Origin of the sequence: Bremerella alba (assembly GCF_013618625.1) — a bacterium.
Taxonomy (GTDB): Bacteria; Planctomycetota; Planctomycetia; order Pirellulales; family Pirellulaceae; genus Bremerella; species Bremerella alba.
Genome location: NZ_JABRWO010000008.1, coordinates 56,945 through 79,222 on the forward strand (window position 1 = coordinate 56,945; position 22,278 = coordinate 79,222).

The 22,278-nt window shown below is 54.9% G+C and carries 20 protein-coding genes and 1 tRNA gene; 2 read left to right on the forward strand and 19 right to left on the reverse strand.

The annotated features are described in order from the left end of the window. Window positions 1-27 precede the first annotated feature (27 nt). From HOV93_RS14465 to HOV93_RS14520, 12 genes are all read right to left on the reverse strand, one after another. On the reverse strand, window positions 28-225 hold the full coding sequence (locus tag HOV93_RS14465) for a hypothetical protein (RefSeq protein WP_207397231.1): 198 nt from the start codon (window positions 223-225) through the stop codon (window positions 28-30). A 36-nt stretch (window positions 226-261) separates the two neighbouring features. Continuing rightward, complete coding sequence (locus HOV93_RS14470) at window positions 262-792, reverse strand: FHA domain-containing protein (protein WP_207397232.1); 531 nt, start codon at window positions 790-792, stop codon at window positions 262-264. 258 nt (window positions 793-1,050) lie between these two features. Further along, on the reverse strand, window positions 1,051-1,452 hold the full coding sequence (atpC, locus tag HOV93_RS14475; RefSeq protein ID WP_207397233.1) for an ATP synthase F1 subunit epsilon: 402 nt from the start codon (window positions 1,450-1,452) through the stop codon (window positions 1,051-1,053). A gap of 3 nt (window positions 1,453-1,455) precedes the next feature. Further along, entirely contained in the window at window positions 1,456-2,907 is a 1,452-nt protein-coding gene (atpD, locus tag HOV93_RS14480) for a F0F1 ATP synthase subunit beta (protein ID WP_207397234.1), read from the reverse strand. A gap of 73 nt (window positions 2,908-2,980) precedes the next feature. Continuing rightward, window positions 2,981-3,865: an ATP synthase F1 subunit gamma gene (atpG, locus tag HOV93_RS14485; RefSeq protein WP_207397235.1), complete on the reverse strand. Its 885-nt coding sequence runs from the start codon at window positions 3,863-3,865 to the stop codon at window positions 2,981-2,983. A 35-nt stretch (window positions 3,866-3,900) separates the two neighbouring features. After that, window positions 3,901-5,427, reverse strand: a complete 1,527-nt coding sequence (gene atpA, locus HOV93_RS14490) for a F0F1 ATP synthase subunit alpha (protein ID WP_207397236.1) — start codon at window positions 5,425-5,427, stop codon at window positions 3,901-3,903. A gap of 20 nt (window positions 5,428-5,447) precedes the next feature. Next, complete coding sequence (gene atpH, locus HOV93_RS14495; RefSeq protein ID WP_207397237.1) at window positions 5,448-6,080, reverse strand: ATP synthase F1 subunit delta; 633 nt, start codon at window positions 6,078-6,080, stop codon at window positions 5,448-5,450. Between the two features lie 62 nt (window positions 6,081-6,142). Beyond that, window positions 6,143-6,907 carry a F0F1 ATP synthase subunit B family protein gene (locus HOV93_RS14500; RefSeq protein WP_207397238.1) on the reverse strand — a complete coding sequence of 255 codons (765 nt, stop codon included), beginning with the start codon at window positions 6,905-6,907 and terminating at the stop codon, window positions 6,143-6,145. 61 nt (window positions 6,908-6,968) lie between these two features. Next, the gene (atpE, locus tag HOV93_RS14505; protein ID WP_105355332.1) at window positions 6,969-7,193 is read right to left on the reverse strand and encodes an ATP synthase F0 subunit C; all 225 of its coding nucleotides are present in this window, start codon (window positions 7,191-7,193) and stop codon (window positions 6,969-6,971) included. A 181-nt stretch (window positions 7,194-7,374) separates the two neighbouring features. Then, window positions 7,375-8,610, reverse strand: a complete 1,236-nt coding sequence (gene atpB, locus HOV93_RS14510; RefSeq protein ID WP_207397239.1) for a F0F1 ATP synthase subunit A — start codon at window positions 8,608-8,610, stop codon at window positions 7,375-7,377. Window positions 8,611-8,613: 3 nt separating this feature from the next. Continuing rightward, the gene (locus tag HOV93_RS14515) at window positions 8,614-9,060 is read right to left on the reverse strand and encodes a hypothetical protein (RefSeq protein WP_207397240.1); all 447 of its coding nucleotides are present in this window, start codon (window positions 9,058-9,060) and stop codon (window positions 8,614-8,616) included. Between the two features lie 20 nt (window positions 9,061-9,080). Continuing rightward, a complete protein-coding gene (locus tag HOV93_RS14520; RefSeq protein ID WP_207397241.1) occupies window positions 9,081-9,374 on the reverse strand; it encodes an AtpZ/AtpI family protein in 294 nt (97 codons plus the stop codon). Between the two features lie 790 nt (window positions 9,375-10,164). On the opposite strand from HOV93_RS14520, the gene HOV93_RS14525 reads away from it, so the two are divergent. After that, complete coding sequence (locus HOV93_RS14525) at window positions 10,165-11,379, forward strand: DUF4912 domain-containing protein (protein WP_207397242.1); 1,215 nt, start codon at window positions 10,165-10,167, stop codon at window positions 11,377-11,379. A gap of 148 nt (window positions 11,380-11,527) precedes the next feature. Beyond that, a complete protein-coding gene (locus HOV93_RS14530; RefSeq protein WP_207397243.1) occupies window positions 11,528-12,421 on the forward strand; it encodes a sugar phosphate isomerase/epimerase family protein in 894 nt (297 codons plus the stop codon). 54 nt (window positions 12,422-12,475) lie between these two features. Here the strand turns inward: HOV93_RS14530 and larE are convergent, their stop codons facing one another. The 7 genes from larE to nadB all read right to left on the reverse strand — a co-directional run bounded on the left by larE (window position 12,476) and on the right by nadB (window position 22,241). Beyond that, a complete protein-coding gene (gene larE, locus HOV93_RS14535; RefSeq protein WP_207397244.1) occupies window positions 12,476-13,312 on the reverse strand; it encodes an ATP-dependent sacrificial sulfur transferase LarE in 837 nt (278 codons plus the stop codon). Between the two features lie 91 nt (window positions 13,313-13,403). Then, on the reverse strand, window positions 13,404-14,336 hold the full coding sequence (locus tag HOV93_RS14540; RefSeq protein WP_235990389.1) for an ADP-ribosylglycohydrolase family protein: 933 nt from the start codon (window positions 14,334-14,336) through the stop codon (window positions 13,404-13,406). 120 nt (window positions 14,337-14,456) lie between these two features. Next, window positions 14,457-14,530 (reverse strand) — tRNA-Arg (locus HOV93_RS14545). A gap of 190 nt (window positions 14,531-14,720) precedes the next feature. Then, a complete protein-coding gene (locus HOV93_RS14550; protein ID WP_207397245.1) occupies window positions 14,721-16,517 on the reverse strand; it encodes a DUF4340 domain-containing protein in 1,797 nt (598 codons plus the stop codon). Window positions 16,518-16,577: 60 nt separating this feature from the next. Then, window positions 16,578-19,568 carry a Gldg family protein gene (locus HOV93_RS14555; RefSeq protein WP_207397246.1) on the reverse strand — a complete coding sequence of 997 codons (2,991 nt, stop codon included), beginning with the start codon at window positions 19,566-19,568 and terminating at the stop codon, window positions 16,578-16,580. Between the two features lie 71 nt (window positions 19,569-19,639). After that, window positions 19,640-20,422, reverse strand: coding sequence for an ABC transporter ATP-binding protein (locus HOV93_RS14560; RefSeq protein ID WP_235990391.1), 783 nt, complete (start codon window positions 20,420-20,422; stop codon window positions 19,640-19,642). Between the two features lie 181 nt (window positions 20,423-20,603). Beyond that, window positions 20,604-22,241 (reverse strand): L-aspartate oxidase, encoded by a 1,638-nt coding sequence (nadB, locus tag HOV93_RS14565; RefSeq protein WP_235990393.1) that lies wholly within the window; start codon window positions 22,239-22,241, stop codon window positions 20,604-20,606. Window positions 22,242-22,278: the final 37 nt, after the last annotated feature.

A 22,278-nucleotide genomic window follows, 5' to 3' on the forward strand; every position in this document is an offset into this window, starting at 1 on the left:
CCGTTGGCAACTCGTTCTAAGAAGAACTCAGTTGGTCGCCAGCAAACGCTCGTACAGTTCTTGAAGTTCATCCTTTAAGAGATCGCAGCGAGCCGAGATCACCACGCTGGGATCTTCGTTCGTGGCAATCGCTGTTCGGCTCTTGCGAAGCGACTCGAGCACGTCGTCTTCGTATGGCATGAGCGAAATCGACTCATTTCCTAAGATAGGAGCAATCGGTTGCATCAAACCTACTCTTCCGGTTCACGGGGTTATGCCGGGTCAGGCTGACCGGCGAAGTGCTTCAGTGGATGATTGGCCGTCGACTCGCGTGCGAATGTCGCGAAGCAAACGGTGGACAGCCTCGATACCGTCCTGGCCTTGGCCATCGTTGGCCACCCAATGCATGGCAACCGCTGGCGGTTCCGATTGTGGCATCTCTGGCGATTGAGCCAACGAGTTGGCTGATTTCTGAAAATGGAACTCGTAAGGACCGCAGCGAATGCGATCGCCATTTTTCAATTGCGTGGCAACTGTGTCCTCGCCATTGACCGTCAGGATTGGATCGGCGGTCAAGCACCGCAGGCGGTATCCCTCGTGAGTACGGAGGATGTAGGCATAAAGTTCAGGGAACTGCTGGTCACCTAGGGGGAGATCGCACTCGCTGGCCGATCCCAGGGTGAACACGGGGACTTCGATTTCACGTTCGCGCTGATTGACCTGACCGCGGGCAATCCGCAGCGACGCACCGGAGCGGTGGCCTTTGCCGGATGAACTCGGTGTGGACGTTCCAAGCTGTGAATCTTGACGCATTCTGACTCTACCTTCACCCTCGATGCATTCACGTAGCGGCATTGCCGTTACTTCTTTGAAATGATCGACCAGAAGGGGCGTCTTTTTCGCAGGGAAACTTCTTCAAGAAGATGGCTTTTCCCGCGCAGGTTACCAGCGGTGGCGTTTCGGTAAGATAGACAATCTGTTGGCGCACAAGATTGCGGACAAATCGCAGTAATTCCGATAGCATCAAGATCTTGGATGGATGCTATCAGAACAACGTGTCGATTGGCCAAACTAACTGGTGGATCGCTTTGCAGCTCGAATTTGGTTGCGAGCCTGCTCGATATTTCGCGACTTGATAGCAGCGAGTTCGTCGGTCGGAGCAACCGCCTTGGAAGCTTCCTCGAGCTGCGTTTCCGCCTGCTCGATGTCGATATCACTGGACGGAATCGCTTTGCCGGTCAGAATATTGACCACGTTATCGGCAATTTGGACAAAACCGCCGTCTACGTAGAGACGCTGGGTTTGACCTGCCGAAACGATTCGCATTTCGCCGTAGCCGAGGCGACCGATGACCGGGGCATGGTTTTCACCAATCCCCATTTCGCCATCTGCCAGAGGCAAGGCGATGAAGTCAGCAGTCGTTTCGAGTGCGGTCTTTTCTGGCGTGACCACGATGCATTGGATGGAAGGCACAGATTAACCCTTCTCTTTGGCCATCTTCTTGGCTTGTTCTTCCGCCTGCTCGATAGAACCGACGTACATGAACGCCGATTCGGGCAGGTGGTCCCACTTACCGTCGCAGATTTCTTCAAAGCTGCGGATGGTATCTGCCAGCGGCGTGATTTCACCCGGCTTGCCGGTGAAGACTTCCGCGACGAGGAACGGTTGCGACAGGAAGCGTTCGATACGACGAGCACGGTGGACGATGATTTTGTCCGTTTCGGCAAGTTCGTCGATACCGAGAATCGCGATGATATCTTGTAGTTCGCGGTAACGCTGCAGCGTGGTTTGCACGCGGCGGGCAATCGCATAGTGACGTTCGCCGACGTACTGTGGATCGAGAATTCGGCTGGACGATGCCAGCGGATCGACCGCCGGGTAAATCCCCTTTTCCGAAATCGAACGTTCCAGGTAGATAAACGCGTCTAACTGACCAAACGCCGTTGCCGGGGCAGGGTCGGTCGGATCGTCAGCCGGAACGTAAACGGCTTGCACCGAGGTAATAGCACCCTTCTTGGTCGAAGCGATGCGTTCCTGTAGGGCACCCATTTCTGTCGCTAAGGTAGGCTGATAACCCACCGCCGATGGCATACGACCCAAGAGGGCGGAAACCTCGGAACCTGCTTGCGAGAAGCGGAAAATATTGTCGATGAAGAGCAGGGTGTCGGTACCGGTCGAATCACGGAAGTATTCGGCCATGGTCAACGCCGACAGGGCCACGCGAAGACGGGCACCAGGCGGTTCGTTCATCTGACCGAACACCATGCAGGTTTGTTCGATAACCGAACGACCGGTGTCACCGATCTTGGTCTCTTGCATTTCCAACCAGAGGTCGGTTCCTTCACGGGTACGTTCGCCCACGCCGGCAAACACCGAGTAACCACCGTGCGAGGATGCGATACGAGCAATCAGCTCGGTGAGAATCACGGTCTTGCCCAGACCAGCACCACCAAACAAACCTGCTTTACCACCACGCACAAACGGCGTTAGCAAGTCGACCACTTTGATACCGGTCTCGAAGACTTCCGTGCTGGTCGAAAGTTCGTCGACGGGCGGAGCTTGTCGGTGAATCGGCATGTAGGCGTCGGCTTCCACCGCACCTCGACCGTCGATTGGGTCGCCGGTCACATTGAACACGCGGCTGAGGGTAGCCTTACCGACGGGAACGGTAATGGGCTTGCCTTGGTCGACGCAGTCCAAGCCGCGGATCAAACCGTCGGTGCTACCCAGGGCAACGCAGCGAACGCGATTGCCGCCCAAGTGCTGCTGGACTTCCCCGGTTAGGTCGATGGTGATGCCTTTGTAATCGCCGTTTATCTTGACGGCGTTATAGATCGGGGGAAGGTTGCCTTCCCCGAACTCGGCATCGAAGGTCGAACCGATGACCTGGGTGATCTTTCCGATTTTCTGGTCGGTCGCAGTCGCCATATTTCTTTTCTCGATGGAAATTCAGACCAATAGGTTTTGTGGGAATCGGGGCTACGCTGATGCTCGTTAGGAACTAGCCAAGAGCTTCAACGCCGCCGATGATTTCCATAATTTCGTTAGTAATTCGGCTCTGACGTGCGCGATTAAACTCGCGAGACAGGTACTTAATCAGATCGTTTGCGTTTTCGGTGGCTGCTTTCATGGCAATCATACGAGCAATTTGCTCGCAGACGGCCGCGTCCAGAAAACACTTGAACAGTTTTACTTTGAAGCTGGTCGGTACGACTTCTTCCAAGATGCTTTCGGCGGAAGGAATGAACTCGTAATTGGAGCCTTGGGCCGCGTCGCCTGCATCTTCCGCTGCACCTTCGAGGGCGCCCAGCGGAAGCAGCGTTTCCAGTGTCGGCACTTGGCGAGCACTGGTCACGAACTTCATATAGGCAACATCCAGGCGATCGATTTCGTGGGCCTGAAAACTGTCGAGTAAATCGACGGCAATCGGCTCGACCTCTTCATACTTCGGCTTATCTTCGAAGTGAAGATAGCTTTGGTCAGGCGTCATTTTCTTTTGGACACGAAAGATCGCGATCCCCTTCTTACCGGAGATTCGCAGTTCGACCTCATCGTATTCTTGCTGCAGCTGCTTCAAACGAGGAAACGCAGCACGGCAAATGTTTCCGTTGTAACCACCGCACAGACCTCGATTGGAAGTCAGTACCAGCAGCACGGCTTTCTTCTTCGATTCTCGCTTTTCCAGCAAGGGATGCTCGAACTGCAAATCAGCCGCAGTCAGGTCTTTAACTAACTGCGTGATCCGCTGCGTGAACGCCGTGGCGGCGGAAGCTCGGTCCATGGCTTGCTTAAAGCGAGCCGTGGCGATGAGCTCCATCGTTCGCGTAATCTTCTTGATATTGCGAACCGACTTGCGGCGTTTATCGAGGGTTCTTGGATTGGCCATTGCTTCTGGTAACTATAAGGATCGCGGTGGGGCGATTAAACTTCGGCAGTTTCCGATTCGACGAACGTCTTCTGGAACTCAGCAATCGCCGTTTCCATCAGGTCACGAATTTCGTCGGTCAGGTCGTTGGTTGCTTCCAGCTTCTCACGAATTTGTGAGTACTTGGCCTGCGCGAATTCGAGGTATTCGGCTTCCCAACGCAGTACGTCGACCACTGGCACTTCATCCAAGTGACCACGTGTACCGGCATAGATGCTGAGAATTTGATCGTAGACATCCAGAGGCTTGTACTGGCCCTGCTTCAGCAGTTCAACCATGCGGTAACCGCGATCGAGTCGTCGCTGGGTTGCTTCGTCGAGTTCAGTACCCAACTGAGCAAACGCTTCCAATTCGCGGAAGGATGCCAGATCGAGACGCAAACCACCGGCAACCTTCTTCATCGCTTTGATCTGGGCGTTACCACCCACGCGAGAGACGGAAATACCGACGTTCATGGCCGGACGAATACCAGCGAAGAACAAGTCAGGTTGCAGATAAATCTGACCATCGGTAATCGAAATCACGTTGGTCGGAATGTAAGCGGAAACTTCACCTTCAAGCGTTTCGATGATCGGCAGCGAGGTGAGCGAGCCAGCACCCAACGCATCGTTGAGCTTCGACGAGCGTTCCAACAGGCGGCTATGGCAGTAGAACACGTCACCTGGGTAGGCTTCGCGACCTGGTGGACGTCGCATCAGCAGCGACAGTTCACGATAGGCGGCAGCTTGCTTCGACAAGTCGTCGTAGACGATCAAAGCGGCTTGCTTGTTGAACATGAAGTACTCTGCCATCGCTGTCCCAGCATAGGGAGCAACGTACTGCAGCGGGGCAGGGGTACTCGCACCAGAGACGATGACGGTGGTGTATTCCATGGCGCCGTTGCGGCGAAGGACTTCCACCACACCAGCAACCGACGAGTCTTTCTGACCCACGGCGACGTAGAAGCACTTAACGCCGGTGTTCTTTTGATTGAGGATCGCATCGATCGCGATAGCGGTTTTACCGGTCTTACGGTCACCAATAATCAGCTGACGTTGACCACGACCAACCGGCGTCATTGCGTCGACCGCTTTGATCCCGGTTTGCATCGGTTCGTGAACCGGTTGTCGCTCGGACACGCCGGGTGCCAGGAATTCGACCGGGCGAGTTTCGCTCGATTGAATCGGCCCCATGCCGTCGAGTGGGTTCCCCAGCGGATCGACCACGCGGCCGAGCACTGCGTCACCAACAGGAACGGAAAGCAGCGTCCCGAGGGCTTTGACTTCGTCACCTTCTTTAATGGTGAGGTAGTTACCCAGAATAATCACACCGACACTGTTTTCTTCGAGATTGAAGGCCAGGCCGATTGTGCCGTTGGGGAACTCGACCATTTCACCGGCCATAATGCCGGAAAGGCCATAGACCCGAGCGATACCGTCACCCACTTCCAGGACACGTCCAACTTCTCGCACGTCAATTTGCGTGTCGAACTGTTGGATTTCCTGCTTGATGACAGAAGCGATTTCGTCCGCGTTGAATTTCATGGAACTTACCGTCTACTGCTTTAACTCTGCGTTGAATTGGTGAATCGCTCGAGCGACGCCTTCGCCTGCCGAGCCGTGGTTTCGAGAGCCTTTTGCCGAAGCTGCTTCAGTCGGTTGGCGACACTGCCATCAAAGACGGTGTCCCCAACATGCAGGACCAGTCCGCCGATGACACTAGGATCGACTTCCGACTTGAGAACGACTTCGCGCCCCAGCTTTGCTTTCAGACTGGCCGTTAAGCTGTCCGAGAGTTCCTGAGGAAGTTCGGTAGCCGTTTTTGCGGTGACTTCGACCAGGCCGAGACGCTCGTTGTTGAGCTTCACGGCGGCATCGTAAATTTCCCGCAAGCAGTTTTGTCGATCGTGCTGGGTGACCACCTTCAAAAAGGTGAGCAAGACGGAATTCATCTTGTCGCCGAAGGCTTTGTCCAGCACCGCGATACGCTGCTCTTCCGAAAGAATACTGCCAGAGATCACATGGCGAAGATCGTCGCGTTGGGCGATTACGTCGTGGATCAACGAGCCGAATTCGTCCAGGACAACCTCGGTCTGGCCTGCATCATCGGCTGCTCCCAGCAATGCCTTGGCATATACTGAGCCAATCCGTTGCCGGCTGAGATCGAACGTCTGTTTGTCGGAAGATGTTCCAGCCATGGTGCTGAAGGATATCCTGGCGGAGGTAAAGTCGTAATGGGATTTCGATAACGCAGAGCGACTTAGTTGTTACTAGGCAGCTTGGAAATCGAATCCTGAATCAAATTTGCGTGGTCTTCTGGGGTCAATTCCTTGCGGGTAATTTGTCCCGCCAGGTCGACGGCCATATTGACCGAAGCTTGAGCTAGTTCGTTGATGGCGGAACCCTTGGCAGCATCGATTTCGCGGATCGCACGATCTCGCTCTGCCGAGGCCGACTGCTGGGCAGCCGCTACGATCTGCTTGGCCTTGTCGTCGGCCAGTTTGATCGCTTCGTCCCGCATCTGCTTGATTTCCTGTTGGGCTTCGGAAAGCTGACGAGTGTACTCGGCTAACTTGGCGTTGGCTTGTTCGTACATCTCTTCGGCCTTCTTCATCTTGCCCTCCATCGAATTCTCACGGGCTTTGAGGCCATTGAGAATCGGCGTCCAGGCAAACATGCCCAACACAACCACCAGCAAGAGGAACACAATCAACGTAAACAGCGCCAAATCGAGACTCGGCTCGTGTGGTGCTGAGAGCATTTCGCTCCCGTCGTTGTGCGATAGGTCATGAGGATTGCCATGGCCGTGATCCTCATCGGCATGCTCGCCTTCGGCATGCTCCGCGTCATCCGCGTGCTCTGCCGGGTTGGCAGGTGCATCTTCAGCGGCGGCCATGGGCGCAGGATCTGACTCCGCAGGCTGGGCTTCGTCATCCTGGGACCAAGCCGGAGCCAGGAAGATGCCCAATAGCAGGAGGACCGTGAGACCACTCCAATGCGTGCGTTTCAAATAGGTGCTGCGCATATCTAATCTATTCCGGAAATGCTGGGGGAACGAAAGCAAACGGCGTCGACGACGCAAATAATTAAGGGCCGAACCAGCAAATAACCAGCGCGAAGAAGGTAAAACCTTCAATCAGAGCCGCGGCGATAATCATGGCCGTTTGGATGTTACCGGAAACTTCCGGTTGACGAGCCATGCTTTCCAGGGCACTGGCAGCCAGCTTACCGATACCGTAACCGGCACCGATAACCACCAAACCGATACCGATGTAGTTCAGTTTCAGGTCACCCACATTGCTTTGGGCCATGGCGGGAGCAGTAAGTGCCAGCAAAGCAAAAACACTCATGATGCTCAATTTGACAAAGTTGATCACGGAACAGGTCTCCTCAACCGTAACAAAAGGCGTTTACGCGTATTTCAGTGAAACAAAAAGTAAATTCAAAACGAAAGCGATGCGGGCGATGACCTTGCCGGTCAGCCTCATCCACTTAGTGACTATGTGTCTCTGAGTTGATGAACAACGCCGTAAGCAAAGCGAAGACGTATGCCTGAAGGAAAGCCACGAATAGTTCGAGGCAACTCAAAAGCACACTACCAACCAAAATCACACCAACAATCGGCCAAGCTACCGCACTGGGCACCCCAACCGCTGTTTGTATTTGTACTGCTAATCCCATGATGGCTAAAAGCACCACGTGCCCGGCGACCATGTTCGCTAAAAGACGAATGCCAAGCACCGCGTGTTTAATCAGTAAGCCCAATAACTCGATCACGAACATCATCGGTTTGATGACAATGGAGATGACCAAGGGAAGTTCCATGCTGGGAACCAGATTGAGCCAGACGCCGAGTGTGCCGAATTCTTTCGCACCAGCCCCCATGCCTATAAATAGCACCGCGAGGGCTAGGGTGACCGTGACACTAATCGAACCGGTCGGGGAACCCATCCAGGGAATCAAACCAAACAGGTTACAACCCAGGATGAAGAAGAACAGGGTCCACAAGATCGGAACGAACTTGTCGGCACCATGGTGAATATTTGCTTTGGCGACGTCTTGGCGTAGGAACACGATGAAGACGTCGATCAGGTTCCAAAACCAACCTTTGGGCAGTTGGCCCTTGGAAACGCGTTTTGCATACGCAATGAAAACAACCGAGATGATCACGGCCACGAACAATTCGATCACCATGAACTTCGAGATGGCGAAGCCTGCTTCCTTTTGGTAAAGGTTGCGAAGCTCGCCACCAAACGGCTGCGGAATCAAGATCTTGCCGCTAAGCGCGTGGTTGTAGCCATCGACCTTGGTCGGTGCCCAGCTAACATGCTGGTGATCGGCAGGTAATTCCTTGTACTGCGCGACGGTGTAGTCGTCGGCAATCTCTTCACCCAGAATGGCCCACTCCAACTCGTCGCCACCCAAGGTCAGGTTTTCTGCTGCCTTGTGGTTGAGGAATCGCTTGACTGGTTTGCCGTGGTTACCAGGCATGTGCAACCAATGTTCGTACTCTTCCAGGAAAGCGCCTTCGCTGGGCAGCCCCTTAGCACCTTCTTCTTCCAGGCGGTGATACACCTCGTGGGCTTGCCACGTTTGGAAGTTTGAGTCGAGTTTGACCCAAACATCAGGGAAGTCGGAATGAGACTCGTGATCACGCTTCCACAGCCACTTCGGAACCTCGAAGTAGTAACTATCTTTGATGTGGAGCAGGATCTCGTCAGCGGCCATCGGCTAAACGGCTTTCTTAATAGTGGATGTCTGCGATACGAGTTGGACAGCCAATATGGTTTCGACCACGAGGGTCAAAAGGTAATAGACCAATATCATGCCAAACAATCCGGCCTCAGCAAGCGGGCCACCAGCTTTGTGCATCAACATTCCAAAAACTAGTGGAATTCCCGCGCGGAAAAACATTCCGAGCAGAACAGATTGAACACGGAGTTCGGTGTTTCTTAGGAAAATGGCCGTCAGAATAGCGGCTTCCATCGCGAAAAGTACCACCGCTGCGGCGGTGATGGCGGCGAAGACACCGTGAATCTCGAATCGGGTATAGCCATAGGCCGCGAAGAACGGGAACACTCCGAGCACTCCTAGCAGCATCCACAGGCATGGCAGGAAGTCATGCCATCCCAGATGGGCGTTCTGCTTTTCAGAAGCGTTAGCTTTAGGAGTATTCATCACTTCGTCTTGCGGGGCATTCAGGGCTGCGGAGGTTTAAGCGAGTCGTCTTGACTCGGCTCGCCGGGGGCGTCCTCTGCGCGTCCGCTTTTCTGTTCGGTGGTGGCCATCAGCACCAAGTGCGTCATGCCAAAAACAAGTCCGACAAAAAATCCAATGAGTGCGAATATGGAAAACTGAAAGCCCAGGGTCTGGTCGAGCCAATAACCCAGCAAGCCTGGCACAACCATCTCGCCACAGATTGAAAAAATCCGTCCTACCCAGAGGTAGGCGCTCGCAATCGGAGACATGTCCGCTTGGAGGCGAGGTGCCAAGGCGTTTGCCTTTGCTAAAGGGGACTTCCGGCTCACTTTCCTATAGGCAGGTTGGAGCTTGCCGCGAACTCATGGCGGTCAATCTATTTCATCCCAAGGGCAGGGTCAATCAGGTGAAACCGCCGGAGCGAGGGAATTCGTGGAATTTTTCACAATGTCCATCTCGGCCCTTTCAGAATCAAACTGTGGGCACTGCCGGTGGGGTGTTCAATGCGGCTCTTAGGTGCTGTTGGCTTCGATCGATGCTTGGCCTTCGAACCGATGCGATTAGCATCTGGCAAGAAATCTTTCGCAGAACGCATATCTTCTGGAAATATGCAAAACCAGAATCACTTTACGGGCGTATCACCTGGCAGTGGTACGTTGCATTTCTACCTCGGTTTGGCTACAATGGGACCGTGTCGCTGTCCTTGAAAAGCCACCCTGTAGGGCTGTTTCTGGTTCGCTCAGAAGCAGTGCATGGCATCTGCCCATAAAGTCCGCTATATGCGGTTTAATGGGGTGGATTTTGGCTTCAGCCTCGCGGCATATGTTGCTTATCGAGCGACGAGATCAACCTACCCAACAATCCATTAGCCAATTGCATCCCCGTAATTGGCCTTTTCGCAAGTTCATTTCACTTTCCTTTTCACTTGCGTTTCAGGTGAAGCTTCTGCTCAGGGATCGAGCGGGGCGTGTCGAGTGACTCTAGTCATGGACGGCGACCCTCAGATTTATATTGCCTCGGGGCGACGTTGTTACTCCCCCGGTCGATGTAGGCCACACATCCTTTGAGCCAGGAGGACTAACCTTGATCACCGCTGCTTCACTTAAGGAATATACAGCAAAGGATTTAGCCCAAATGGCGAAGCGTCGTGGTGTGACCGGTTGGCACGCGATGCGTAAGGATGAACTCGTCAAGGCGTTGATCAAAGCCGCCAAATCGAGTGCTGTTTCGGCCAAGAGCAAATCCACCGCGAAGACGTCCAAAAAGACCAAGCCAGCCCCTGTGAAAGCGTTGGCATCGGTTGCGGACAAACCGAAGAAGTCTCCGGCCGCCAAGGCCAAACCGGCAGCACCGGCCAAGCGGCGTGCCGCGAAGCCTAAGCCAGCCAAGGCATCTGACCCGAAAGTGGTTGAGTCAATTCGTTCGATGTACGAACAGCGTCAGGCCGCTAAAGACCTGGGAACGAACCCAACCGATCAGAACGGCCCTGACCGGCTCGTTTTAATGGTTCGCGATTCTTACTGGCTGCATGCCTGTTGGGAAGTTTCCCGTAAGGCCATCGATCGCGCCAAGGCAGCTTTGGCCCAAGACTGGCATACTTCGACGCCGGTACTTCGCGTGACCGAAGTCGATGGAGAAGTTATGACCAGTGGTTCCGAGCGACTGGTTAAGCAGATCGAAATCCATGGTGGTGTCAAGAATTGGTATATCGACGTCGTTGAGCCTCCGAAAAGCTATCGTTGCCATTTGGGTTATTTAGCTGCCAATGGAAGGTTCCACGCGATTGCTCGCAGCAATATGGTGACCACCCCACGGCCTGGCTCCTGTGAAGAGATTGACGGGAATTGGGGTGATGTGGCCGACAACGTCGAGAAAATCTACGCTCTTAGTGGTGGTGCCGACGAAGAGCATTCCGATGGCGAACTGCGTGAAATGCTCGAGCAGCGTTTCCGCCGCCCCGTGGGCATGCCGATGGCTGCTCGCTTGGGCTTGGTGGGAGATCAGTTCTCCAATGGTAAGCCGAATCATGACTTCGACCTTAATATTGAAGTCGAGATGATCGTTTGCGGTTCGACCAAAGCTGGGTCCTATGTCACGCTATCTGGCGAGCCAGTTAAGGTGCGTGAAGATGGGACGTTCATGGTGAAAATGGACTTCCCTGATAAGCGTCAGATCTTCCCGATCGTAGCTCGCTCGAAGGATGGCCTCGAGCAGCGGACGATTGCCTTGGCCGTGGAACGTAACACCAAGGCCATGGATCCGATTTCACACGATCCTCGCGAGTCCAACGGCAGCTAAGAAAGCCGTCGCTCTCGTAACGAAAGAAGGAATTTGCAAAGAATTCCTTCTAAATTATTCGGCATCTGAGCATTCAAATTCGCGCAAGGGTTGGTACGATTGAGAGAGCGTACCAACCTTTTTTCGTTTCTTGTTCGAGGTCCTGCCGATGTCCACGTCCCGTCGTGAATTCCTGGCCAATTGCACTGCAGCCGCGGCTGTTGGTCTTACATTGACAACTCCGGCATCGTTGTTGTCGGCAGATAATACGACGGCTTCCGGTGAGAAACGTATCAAAAAGTCGGTCAAGATTGGCATGGTGGGTGTGCCAGGGACGCTGGCCGAGAAGATGACCGTCTTGAAGGAATTGGGATTTGACGGGCTCGAACTCAATTCGCCTGGCGGTCCCGAACCGGAAGAAGTCCGCAAAGCGGTCGAGGTTTCTGGAATTCCCGTGCATGGTGTGGTCGATTCCATCCATTGGAAGACGCGCCTTTCCGACCCGGACGAAGAGAGTCGTCAGGAGGGGCTCGAGGGTTTGATTACCGCCATCAAGGCCAGCAAAGCCTACGGCGGTACAAGCGTTCTACTTGTCCCCGGCGTCGTAAACAAAGACGTCACTTATGATCAGTGTTGGGATCGATCGATCGAGCAAATCAAAAAAGCAATTCCAATCGCGAAAGAGCATAACATTCAGATCTTGATGGAAAACGTGTGGAACAACTTCCTGACCGATCCGAAAGAAACGGCCCGCTTCATTGACGAGCTAGATAGCGACATGGTGGGGGCGTATTTCGACGTGGGAAACACCGTTAAGTATTCGCCACCGCACGAGTGGGTGCCAATTCTCGGGGCCCGTATCAAGAAGCTTGACATCAAAGACTATGGCAAGGGAAAAGGCTTCGGTGCCAAGCTAATGGAAGGGGATGTCGACTGGCCGAAAGTCATGGCTGAACTTCGTGAGATCGACTACCAAGGCTGGGCGACCGCGGAAATCTCAGGCGGTGGACGCGAGCGTCTTACGGAAATCGCGGACCGAATGAATCGTATCTTCGCCAGCTAGTGGGTGAAGGATAAGATTTGAGGCTCGTTTGCCATTTCAGCAAGCGAGCCCTTTTTAATTCTTGTCGAGCGATACCTGAATCAGTTGATTCAAGCTTCCAGACGTCAGGCCTCCCAAATCGAGTGTGACGAACTTGAAGCCGATTTCGGTTAAACGTCGCTCTAGCACCTCGCGAGTTTCAGGCTTGGCGATCCACTCGATCGATTCCAACGGGACTTCCAGGCGAGCCAAGTCGCCGTCGTGAAAACGGACTCGAAGGTCGCGAAGGCCCAGCGACCGTAACGCTTCTTCGGCCAACTCGACCATCATCAGCCGCTCGGACGTGACTTCCACACCATACGCAATTCGACTTGCCAGGCAGGGTGAAGCAGGGCGGTCCCACACCGGAATATCCCACTGCTTGGCAATTTCGCGGAGCGTGCTTTTGTCGATCTCGCACTCCAAAAGAGGTGAACGCACGCCTGCGTTGGTGGCGGCGATCATCCCGGGGCGATGGTCCCCTCGATCGTCGAGATTGGCCCCATTCACGATGACGGCTGATGCAAAGTGTGCGCGAATCGCCGACAGGTGGTCGTACAGTTCAGACTTACAGTGAAAGCAACGATCAGGTGCGTTAGCCACATAGCCTGGCCGGTTCAGTTCGCTCGTTTCGATCACCTCGTGACGAATGCCGATGGCCTCGGCTGTTTCTTGAGCGATCTGCAGATCGCGCTGGGCAACGCTGGGGCTTTTCGCCGTGACGGCAAACGACTTTTCTCCTAACGCAAGCACGGCGGCCTTGGCTACGACGCTGCTGTCGACACCGCCTGAGAACGCAACCAGGCAGGAATCGAGATCGTGAAACCAGCTGAGTAGTCGTTCACTAGCTGGCGTGGAAGTGTCGCAAGTCATGGGTAAAGGAAAGCCTGAAGGTGGATGGTGCTGCGAAGTGAATCAGGGGCGATCTACTATTTTAAACAACTTCTCGGCAAACGGAAAACGCTCAGCCAGTAATACTCGCCAACGCCTTCTCGATCATGTCCCGCTTGGCAAGCCCATTTTGCCAAACTTCCGGGATGTGGCTCTCTCCCCAGTAGGCACCAGCTAACTGACCGCAGACCGCACCCGTTGTGTCGGCATCGTCTCCAAGGTTGACGGCTGCTAAGACCGCGTCGCGAAAATTGTCGGAGCGATCCAGCGCCCACAAAGCCGCTTCGAGACTTTTCACCACATAGCCGCTGCCGAGGATCTCAGGCGGCTCTCGTCGACGAAAGCTACCATCGGCGATCTCGGCGATTTCAGGAGCAAGCGGGGCCAGAGATTTCAATTGCTCCAGTGCATCCCACTTCGCATCCAAGACAATGTCTCGCGTCAGTCCATGCATGAAACCGGTAAGAATCAGTGTCATGTAACGGCACGCCGACCGACAAATCTCGCTAGCATGCGTCGGGATGCTCGACTGCTCGGCACGGGTGGCGAGTTCATCGATTCGATTAGGAAAGTATTCGGCATAGCGAATAGGCACCGGTGCCAGCCGCATGATCGATCCATTGCCACTCGAGTGTGGCGACGTATCCCCAGAGGTCTGGGCATCACGCGAAGCTTCAAAGCGAAGCAGGGCAGAGCGTGTAGCGATGCCAATGTCGAAGCAAGTGCCGGTAACAGAGTATTCCCCTGCTCGCATCCACACCAGGTAACGGTTTGCTTGATCGTTAAGATCCCAGCCTGCATGACCGATGCTGTCCGCTAAGGCCAGGGCCATACTGGTATCGTCGGTCCACTCACCCGGCCCGAGGCCATGGGGCCCGCCGCCGCGATACTCGGTCACCAGTGGGAACGAGCCGGGTGGTTTGAATTCCACAGCCGCCCCCAGCGCATCGCCGATCGCCAACCCCAACAGGCATCCCCGTTTTCGATCCATTATCGATTTACTCATAGTCAGATGCCCTCAAAGATAGATCGTTCAGACTGCCAGCAGCAATCGGCAATGACGCACTATAGCAACAAGAAAGTGCCCCAGCGAAGAACCGAGCACTGTCGCCGAAAGAAAGAAAAGCACGCCCAGGAGGACTCGAACCTCCGACCTGCGGTTTAGAAGACCGCTGCTCTATCCAGCTGAGCTATGGGCGCAAAAGCTTGTGGGAAGCTAACTTCCCTAGATTCTAGCTGATGTGACGCGAACGCCAAGTCGAACTGTTTGTGGAATTTGGCGAAATGCAGTGGGCGATCTTCTTTGGGATGCTCGGCTCGTCTCAAAGGAACGACACGAGTGGATCTTGGAGGATCGCGTCTGGAATGGAGTTCGCCGAAGTTTTACAACTTATTCTGGCTTGTCTTCTGCTGGCGGGGTATTTTCCGAGTCGGATGGTTCGCCGTCGTTAGCAGGTTGTTCCTCGGATGTGGACGTTGCCTCCTTTTCGGCCGATTTCTCTTCAGCAGCCGCTTCTTCATTCTCAGCGTCTGAGCTCATCGGCTCGCTCGGAGTGTCTGAAGGTTCTTCACTGGCAGTTGCGTCTTCCTTGGGCTTATCTTCGCCGGCTGGTTTCTCGCTCGCTGGCTGTTCGGTGGCAGATTCTTCCGTGGCTTCCGGTTGCGGCATCGGTTGGGCCGCCGGAGGCTGGGCCGTTGGTGGTCGCATCATGCCCATGCCTGGGCCGCCTGGGAAGACGCGGCCTGGTGCTCCGCTGGGCTGGTTGGTGGGTTGATTGGTCGGAACGCCGAGTTGATCGCGGGAAAGCAAAATCTTGGCGACGTTTTCTGCTTTCACGACATAGTACCAGTCGGCAAAGCGGGCATTGAGCTCGAATATCTTCTGCGTGGCGACGTTCTTCTTTTCGCGGTATGCGGTCATTGCGACATCGTTGGCTTGTAGAATCTTCTCGCGGGCCTTGGCTTGGGCTTCAATGTCTTGATCTTCCCCTTCTTTGATCTCAGGAACCTCTTGCAGCATCGGAGGAGGCAACATCTCGTCGACCAGTTCCGTTTGTACAAATAGGAATTGCTGCTTCTGGTTTTTGTCGTTGCCACCAAGGACTTCTTTCCCGAATAGCAGTCGATAACGAATCGCATCCTGAGTCTCGATGACCAGTTCGCCGGTCAAGCCAATCAAATGCTTTTCTGATTCGCCCGGCATCGTATAGAGGAAGAATCCATTGGAGTAGAGCGTGGGAAGGTCTTCTTGCTTAATTCCCTTGAGCCCGTCTCCGGACTTGAGCGCCTCGGCGAGTTGCTCGGGCTTGCGAAATACGTCGGCGATCGTTAAGTCATCGAGCGAGTTGCGAATTTCGTCGAGTTTCTCGCTGTTGAGCTTATTGCCGGCGGGAAGCTCGGCATCCGTTAGCTCGGTGGGGTTGCCAGGCGAGGCTTCTTTCAAGCTGATAAGACGCCAGTCGCTGCGTTCTGCGTTGAAGGCCACCTTGGCGTCCAGTTGTGGCAGAACCGTGAGGCGATTATCGGGGGATGCCTGCATGGTGTGGTTGCGGAAACGCAGCGAAGCCACGTCAAAGGGATTGATTTGCAGCAGATCCTTGTTAATCCAGTCGGAAAATTCGGTCGAGAAAACCGTCGGGTCCAGTCGCACCAGATAGATTCGGTCTCGGCCTGGAACGCGGACGTAACGCAGTTGAGGATCTGCCTTGTCGGCTGCTCCGACAATCAGGTTGGCCAGTGTCTTGTCGCTTTTATCGTTGATGGTCACCATCTGTCCAACGCCTTCGTCGGCGGCTGAAATGGCGTTGGCATTCGGTTCAACCACACCGTATTCGGCTTGCTGGCCAGGCAGGTCGCTGACGATGCGTAGCACCTTCAGGTCCACCAGGCTGTTGGCGGCCTGGGTCATGTGCGCGGTGGCATTGGCGGGGTAGCCTCCCTTGGACTTAATTTGCCAGCCATCGCTGGTGTTGGAGACTTCAAAGCGGCGGATCTGACCGCGTTCGGAATCGTAGCGGGTAATCTGCATCGATTCGGCTTGGAGCGGATTGGTAAACTCAGGGAACAGTGGCTGATTGACTTCTTCTTCCGGAGCGCTGGTCGCAGGTGCGGGGCGCGAGACGTAGGCCAAGCCTCCCATGACGACAGCCATGGCCAGAAAGATCAACGTTTTAACGGCTTCACTCATGACGATTTGCTTTGCAACTAGTGCGTAAAAATCTTCGCGGATATCAGGAAATTATGCGAACTATTTGACAATTCGGTCTTTCGACAATCCCTCGCGTTCCTTCAAGCGCCGTAGTACAAAGACCACGATACCGATAATGATCGGTGGGATAGGCGGAAGCGCCACGGCCAACGTTTTGACCTGATTTTGATAGGACAGAATCTCACGATTCAACTCGCGCGTGATACGCTCTTGTTCGCGTTGAGCATTGGCCTGGATCTTTTGCAAGGCGGCACGCTTCTTGTTTTCGACGTCTGCCTCGCGTTGGGCATATTCCAACTGCAACGATTGGATCTCTTGTCGTTCACGGAGACTGATTTCGCCTCCTTGGTTGGCACGAGCTTGAAGCGTGTTGATCTTCCTGGTCAGGTCTTCCAGCGGCTTCTGCAGTTCTTTGTCCAGTTGCTCTTGCTGTGCCTCGGCGCTCAACGCCGCATCGCGTAGAGCCCGATCGCTTTGGGTTTTGGCTGAATCGGTCAAGCGTTCCATCAAGCCCAACCGCGCGATCGGTTCACTGCGGCTGCGGATGGGGATGTACTCGTCATCACCGGCCAGCTTGTCGATCAGGTTCAACAGGAAGTTCGTGTTGTCGATCTGCATTTCAGAGCTGTCGGCACTTTGAGCACGCAGCTGCACAAAGACCGAATGCAGCAGGTCGATATCGCTCACCAATGCCACGTTGATCGCGCCATCCGTTTTCGCAGGCTTGTTGGCGTCGGTCTCGGCATCGTTCGCTTCTTCGCCATCCTTCTTTTCGGCGTCCTTCGCTTCAGCATCCGCTGATGTTTCGGCCTTGGCGGCATTCTCGGCGACCGAGGGTGGCGTTCCTTGGATGAGCGCTGCCAAAACAAACGGGCTGGGGGCGCCGCCATTGGGGCCGTACGCCGGTTGCCGCTTGGCTTCCATGCGTCGTTGATCCTGACGAGCGCTGGTTAGATCTTGCAGCGTGATTGTGCCGATCTTGGTCCCGGTGGTGACCAGTGGGGTGAAGGTCATCGACTTCGGGTAGCCTGGCTGTTTCTTAATTGCCCCAGCGAAAAGGAAGAGCATCTGACGCAGATCTTGCGTGACGTCGACCGTGTTATTCAGGGTTTCGTATTCCGGGGCACCCGGCGTGAAGCGATCGGCGAAAACATATTCCTTAGTAATCGCACCCAGGTTTCTTAAGCGGACTTCCGGGTTGTAATCTTGCCATACGATCGACGGTTGATAGTAACGATCGGTAGGCAGCTGCTTGCCGGGCATCGAAACATGCAGCAGGTCCCACAGTTGACGAATGTCTCCTTTTTGTTCCGGCGGACGTCGGCCAGGGAAAGGGTTTCGTTTGTCTTGACCGATCGGCGTGGCTTGTCCCATGAGGGTCGGGGCCGGGTCGTCGAAGATCGCCGTAGGAATGCCGGCCTTGACGGCGTCGAGGAAGTTCTTCATTGCCGGTGGCGTCAAACTCGACGGCTGCACGGCGAGAAGCACATCGTACGAATTGGGATCGATCGCCGACGTAGGGTCGACTTCAATCACGTCGTATTGCTTTTCTAGTTCGGTAATGATTTGCTGCGGTGGAATGTTCTGATAACCACCCATGGCGTTTTGTTGAATACCACCGAACAACTGAGCATCGCTTTGCAGAACACCCAGGCGTTTGCGTTTTTTCTCGGAAACCGTTCCGATCGAACGAACCAGCTCGTACTCGACCGGCACGCCGTTATCGAAGAAGGGAATCACGACCTTTTCCAGACCTCGCTGCACGGCGGCCCCGAGGATCACTTCTTCCTGGGCAAGTGCCCCACGCTGCTGCGAGATCAGCTCGCGTGGCTCGATGCCGTAGGTCTCGCGAGCGATATCGGCCGTTTCGCTGAATGGCTCTAGGCCGTCGTGAATCACCACGTTGATCTTCGAGCCGCTGAGGGCGCGGAACTCGTTCAGGTAGTTGATCAAGTCGAGTTTCGTCTGGGCATAGTTCTTAGGAACGCTGCCGCTGACAAACGCTTCGATACGAACCGGTTGGTCCGTCGTAAGATTGCGAACGAGCTGCTTAGTCTGAGGCAGCAGGCTGCTGGTGCCGTTCTCGGTATAGTCCCAACGAATGTCATTAATCACGAAGAACAGCGTGCTCGCGAACGCGATCACCAGCAGGCAGGTCGCACGAACCATGTAATGCCCCAGCAGGGACTCGCCATCTTTGCCCCCCAGCCAATGTCGGCGGCCGATGAGGACCATCGCCAAGTAAATACCAACGACCGACATCATGAGGAAGTAAGCCAGCGAACTGATCGAGATCACTCCACGCCCAAAGTCGGCGAACTGTTTTCCCATACTCGCTTCGCTGAGAAATCCGACCCATTCGTTTTGCGTCACGAACGCATCCGAGTATTGAAGCAGCACGAAAGGTGCGTTGACCAAAATCCCCAGCACAAAGCCCAGGGTCAGGTTGTTCGTCATGAACGAAGCCACCATCCCCAAAGCAATCATCGTCAGGCCGATGAACCAGTATCCGATATAGGTCGTGATAAAGAGGCCTGCGTCGAGCGAGCCGAGCGACAGGGCATCGAGCACGAGGAAGTTACAAAGCTGCGAGAAAATCAAGGAGACACTGAACACCGACACGGCGGCCAGGTACTTTCCGATCACGATATCAAAGTCGGTAGCTGGCAGGGTCAGCAGCAGTTCGTCTGTCCCCAGCCGCTTTTCGTCGGCCCACAAACCCATGGTAATGGTGGGGATAAAGATCAGCATGATAAGCGTGATCTGGGAATTCAATTCGTTGAGATTCGCCAGGTTCGCATTGAAGAACTCGTGCGGCCAAAATGCGGCCATCGAGGTCAGCAAAACGAAAAGTGCAAGAAAGACGTACCCGGTTGGGTTGCTGAAGTACGACTTGAAGTTCCGCTTCATCACGGCATAAGAAGCCTTTTTGACCATTGAGAGCGGAATCAGCAAAATGAAGAACGCCAGCGCAGCCAAAAGATCGAAGAGAACAAGCGTTGCTAACTTGGCGTAAAACTCGGCGGACATGTCTTGTTACCGTGTTGTTATTTCAGAAGGAATAATGTTTCGTTCAAGCAGGCCGTAGGGGCCAGTCCGGTTTAGTTGGCTGGGGCAGGCTCTTCGCCGTCCGGGGTGGTCAATGCGTTCACCCCTTTGGTCATCCGATAGAAAGCGTCGTCCAGGCTTTCGCCAGGCTGCTTCATCGCGTCGATGCCACCATCGTAAATGAGTCGACCTTCGTTGATTACGATGGCCCGGGTCGCCAACGCATCGACTTCCTGGAAAATATGCGTCGAAAGCAGGATCGTTTTCTCTTCCCCTAAACGACGAATCATGTCACGCACACCGCGGATTTGATTCGGGTCGAGTCCCGACGTTGGTTCGTCCAGGATCAGCACTTCCGGCTCGTGCAAAATTGCTTGCGCCATGCCGACACGCTGTTTATAGCCTTTGGATAGCTTCGAGATCGGCTTGTGTAGCACGGTGTCCAGGTTGCAGAGATCGACGACCGCCTCGATTCGCTCGGTACGTTTGGCCGGGCTCATGCCGCGGGCCTCGCCAATGAACCAGAGCAAGCTGTGCGGCGTCGCGTCCGGATATAGGGGGCCATTCTCCGGCAGGTAGCCCAACACCGACGACCCTTGCAATCGCTGGGTGGCCATGTTGTAGCCGGCGATGCGGGCAACCCCTTCGCTGGGTGCTAAATACCCCGTAAGCAGTTTCATCGTCGTGCTTTTGCCGGCACCATTGGGGCCCAGAAAGGCAACCACTTCGCCGCGACGAACCTTGAAACTGATTTCTCGCGAAGCGGCAAAGATGCCGTAGAATTTGGAAAGCCGGTCGGCCTCGATCATCGGCAGATCGGAATTTTGATCAACCATAGCAGTTCGTTTTTCTCAGGCTATCCGAAAAGGCAGGGGAGGGGGCCGCAGTGAAGATGGCCCGCCTCGTTAACCAAGTTTAAAACACGTAGTGTAACGCAACCCATGCAACGCATAAACTCCGGTCTAGTTAAGACTTGCCGAAATTCGCTTTCAGCCCGGTAGGAAACCGGAAAAGTAGCTACGGAAGGTCGGACAACCGGAGCGGAAGATGATGGTTCCAGTGGGTGTTGTCGGTCTGGGGGAAGTCCATTCTTAGGTGAACGCCTCGCGATTCCTCTCGCAAGAAAGCTGCCCGGGCCATAACTTGGGCCACGATCAGCATGTTTTGCAGCTCCCAACCGCTGGGGTGGTCAAACTGTTGGGGCAGGACATATCGGCACCAGGCCTCGATCGTTTCTATGGCATCCTGCAGTCCGCGAGCATCTCGACGTACGCCCACGTTTCGCCACATCAGGCTTTTGAGCGAGTTGCGAATATCGCTCAGATCCAACGGCTCGCCGGACTCGGCTATGGGATGTTGTAAATTGATCGCCTCGAAGCGGTCTGGCATCGTAAACGCCCCTTCGGACGCATTGCGACCGGCCCTCTTACCGTATACGAGACCTTCCAGCAAACTGTTCGATGCCAGACGGTTGGCCCCATGCAGGCCGCTGCTGGTGACCTCGCCAGCCGCCCATAGATTGGGGATCGAGGTCGCGCCGTTGGTGTCGACCGCAATGCCGCCGATCATGTAATGGGCGCCAGGACGAACGGGGACTCGGTCGGAAGTGATATCGATTCCAAACTTTTTACAGCCGGCGTAGATACTCGGAAAGCGGTTTCGCACAAACTCGGCATTCAGGTGATCGAGCTTGAGATACACGTTGGGATGCTTGGTCAGTTCCATCTGGGAAACGATCGCCTGCGACACGACATCGCGGGGAGCCAACTCGCCGCGCGGGTCGTAGTCTTTCATGAATCGATAGCCGCTGCGATCGACCAAGTGCCCACCTTCACCGCGAACCGCTTCGGTGATCAAGCTGCGGCTACTACCGGCGATATAAAGGACCGTCGGATGAAACTGCATGAACTCCATGTCCCGCATTTCAGCCCCGGCCCTAAGTGCCATGGCAATACCGTCGCCGGTGGCGACGCCCGGGTTGGTTGATTCGCGATAGATTTGTCCCACGCCGCCGGATGCCAAAATCGTATGCTTGGCCCAGATCAACGTGCGGCCATGCTTTTCGTCGGAAGCGAGCGCGCCACGGCAGATACCATCGTGGACGATCAGATCTTGAGTGAACTCGTTTTGCCAGATCTGAATGTTGCGGCGCGAGCGAACCATCTCGACGATCGAGCGAATCACTTCCTTGCCGGTGGCATCGCCAAGAGCATGAACAATACGGTCGCGGCCATGGCCCCCTTCGCGCGTGAGTGCCAGGCGGCCATCAATGCGATCGAACTCGGTTCCCCAGCGAATCAGCTCGCGGATGCATTCCGGCCCTTCTTGCACAACCAGATCGACGACGTTCTTGTCGCACAGACTGCCCCCGGCGGTGATCGTATCGGCCGCGTGATCTTCAAAGCGGTCTTCGTTGTCCAGGACGCCAGCGATACCCCCTTGGGCGTAGTTACTGTTCGATTCCTGAATCTGCTCTTTCGATAGGATCAGCGCTGAAAGCTGTGGATCGATTTCTAAAGCTGCTCGCAGGCCTGCGATACCGCCACCGATAATCAGAACATCCGTAAAGTAATGCGAGACGCTCTTGGGATGAAAAGGAGCGAGATAGCGAGGGACATGAGGTGCCATGCGGCTGACGATGTTTGTATCGTGCATGGCAGGGAGGACGCAGCCTGCTTGGGCAAGCCGGAAG

Excerpts from the sequence above, each read along its gene's own strand:
- HOV93_RS14465 (WP_207397231.1), bottom strand. The coding sequence starts at position 225 with ATGCAACCGATTGCTCCTATCTTAGGAAATGAGTCGATTTCGCTCATG.
- HOV93_RS14470 (WP_207397232.1), bottom strand. The coding sequence starts at position 792 with ATGCGTCAAGATTCACAGCTTGGAACGTCCACACCGAGTTCATCCGGC.
- atpD (WP_207397234.1), bottom strand. The coding sequence starts at position 2,907 with ATGGCGACTGCGACCGACCAGAAAATCGGAAAGATCACCCAGGTCATC.
- atpG (WP_207397235.1), bottom strand. The coding sequence starts at position 3,865 with ATGGCCAATCCAAGAACCCTCGATAAACGCCGCAAGTCGGTTCGCAAT.
- atpA (WP_207397236.1), bottom strand. The coding sequence starts at position 5,427 with ATGAAATTCAACGCGGACGAAATCGCTTCTGTCATCAAGCAGGAAATC.
- atpH (WP_207397237.1), bottom strand. The coding sequence starts at position 6,080 with ATGGCTGGAACATCTTCCGACAAACAGACGTTCGATCTCAGCCGGCAA.
- HOV93_RS14500 (WP_207397238.1), bottom strand. The coding sequence starts at position 6,907 with ATGCGCAGCACCTATTTGAAACGCACGCATTGGAGTGGTCTCACGGTC.
- atpE (WP_105355332.1), bottom strand. The coding sequence starts at position 7,193 with ATGGCCCAAAGCAATGTGGGTGACCTGAAACTGAACTACATCGGTATC.
- atpB (WP_207397239.1), bottom strand. The coding sequence starts at position 8,610 with ATGGCCGCTGACGAGATCCTGCTCCACATCAAAGATAGTTACTACTTC.
- HOV93_RS14515 (WP_207397240.1), bottom strand. The coding sequence starts at position 9,060 with ATGAATACTCCTAAAGCTAACGCTTCTGAAAAGCAGAACGCCCATCTG.
- HOV93_RS14530 (WP_207397243.1), top strand. The coding sequence starts at position 11,528 with ATGTCCACGTCCCGTCGTGAATTCCTGGCCAATTGCACTGCAGCCGCG.
- larE (WP_207397244.1), bottom strand. The coding sequence starts at position 13,312 with ATGACTTGCGACACTTCCACGCCAGCTAGTGAACGACTACTCAGCTGG.
- HOV93_RS14540 (WP_235990389.1), bottom strand. The coding sequence starts at position 14,336 with ATGAGTAAATCGATAATGGATCGAAAACGGGGATGCCTGTTGGGGTTG.
- HOV93_RS14550 (WP_207397245.1), bottom strand. The coding sequence starts at position 16,517 with ATGAGTGAAGCCGTTAAAACGTTGATCTTTCTGGCCATGGCTGTCGTC.
- HOV93_RS14555 (WP_207397246.1), bottom strand. The coding sequence starts at position 19,568 with ATGTCCGCCGAGTTTTACGCCAAGTTAGCAACGCTTGTTCTCTTCGAT.
- HOV93_RS14560 (WP_235990391.1), bottom strand. The coding sequence starts at position 20,422 with ATGGTTGATCAAAATTCCGATCTGCCGATGATCGAGGCCGACCGGCTT.
- nadB (WP_235990393.1), bottom strand. The coding sequence starts at position 22,241 with ATGCACGATACAAACATCGTCAGCCGCATGGCACCTCATGTCCCTCGC.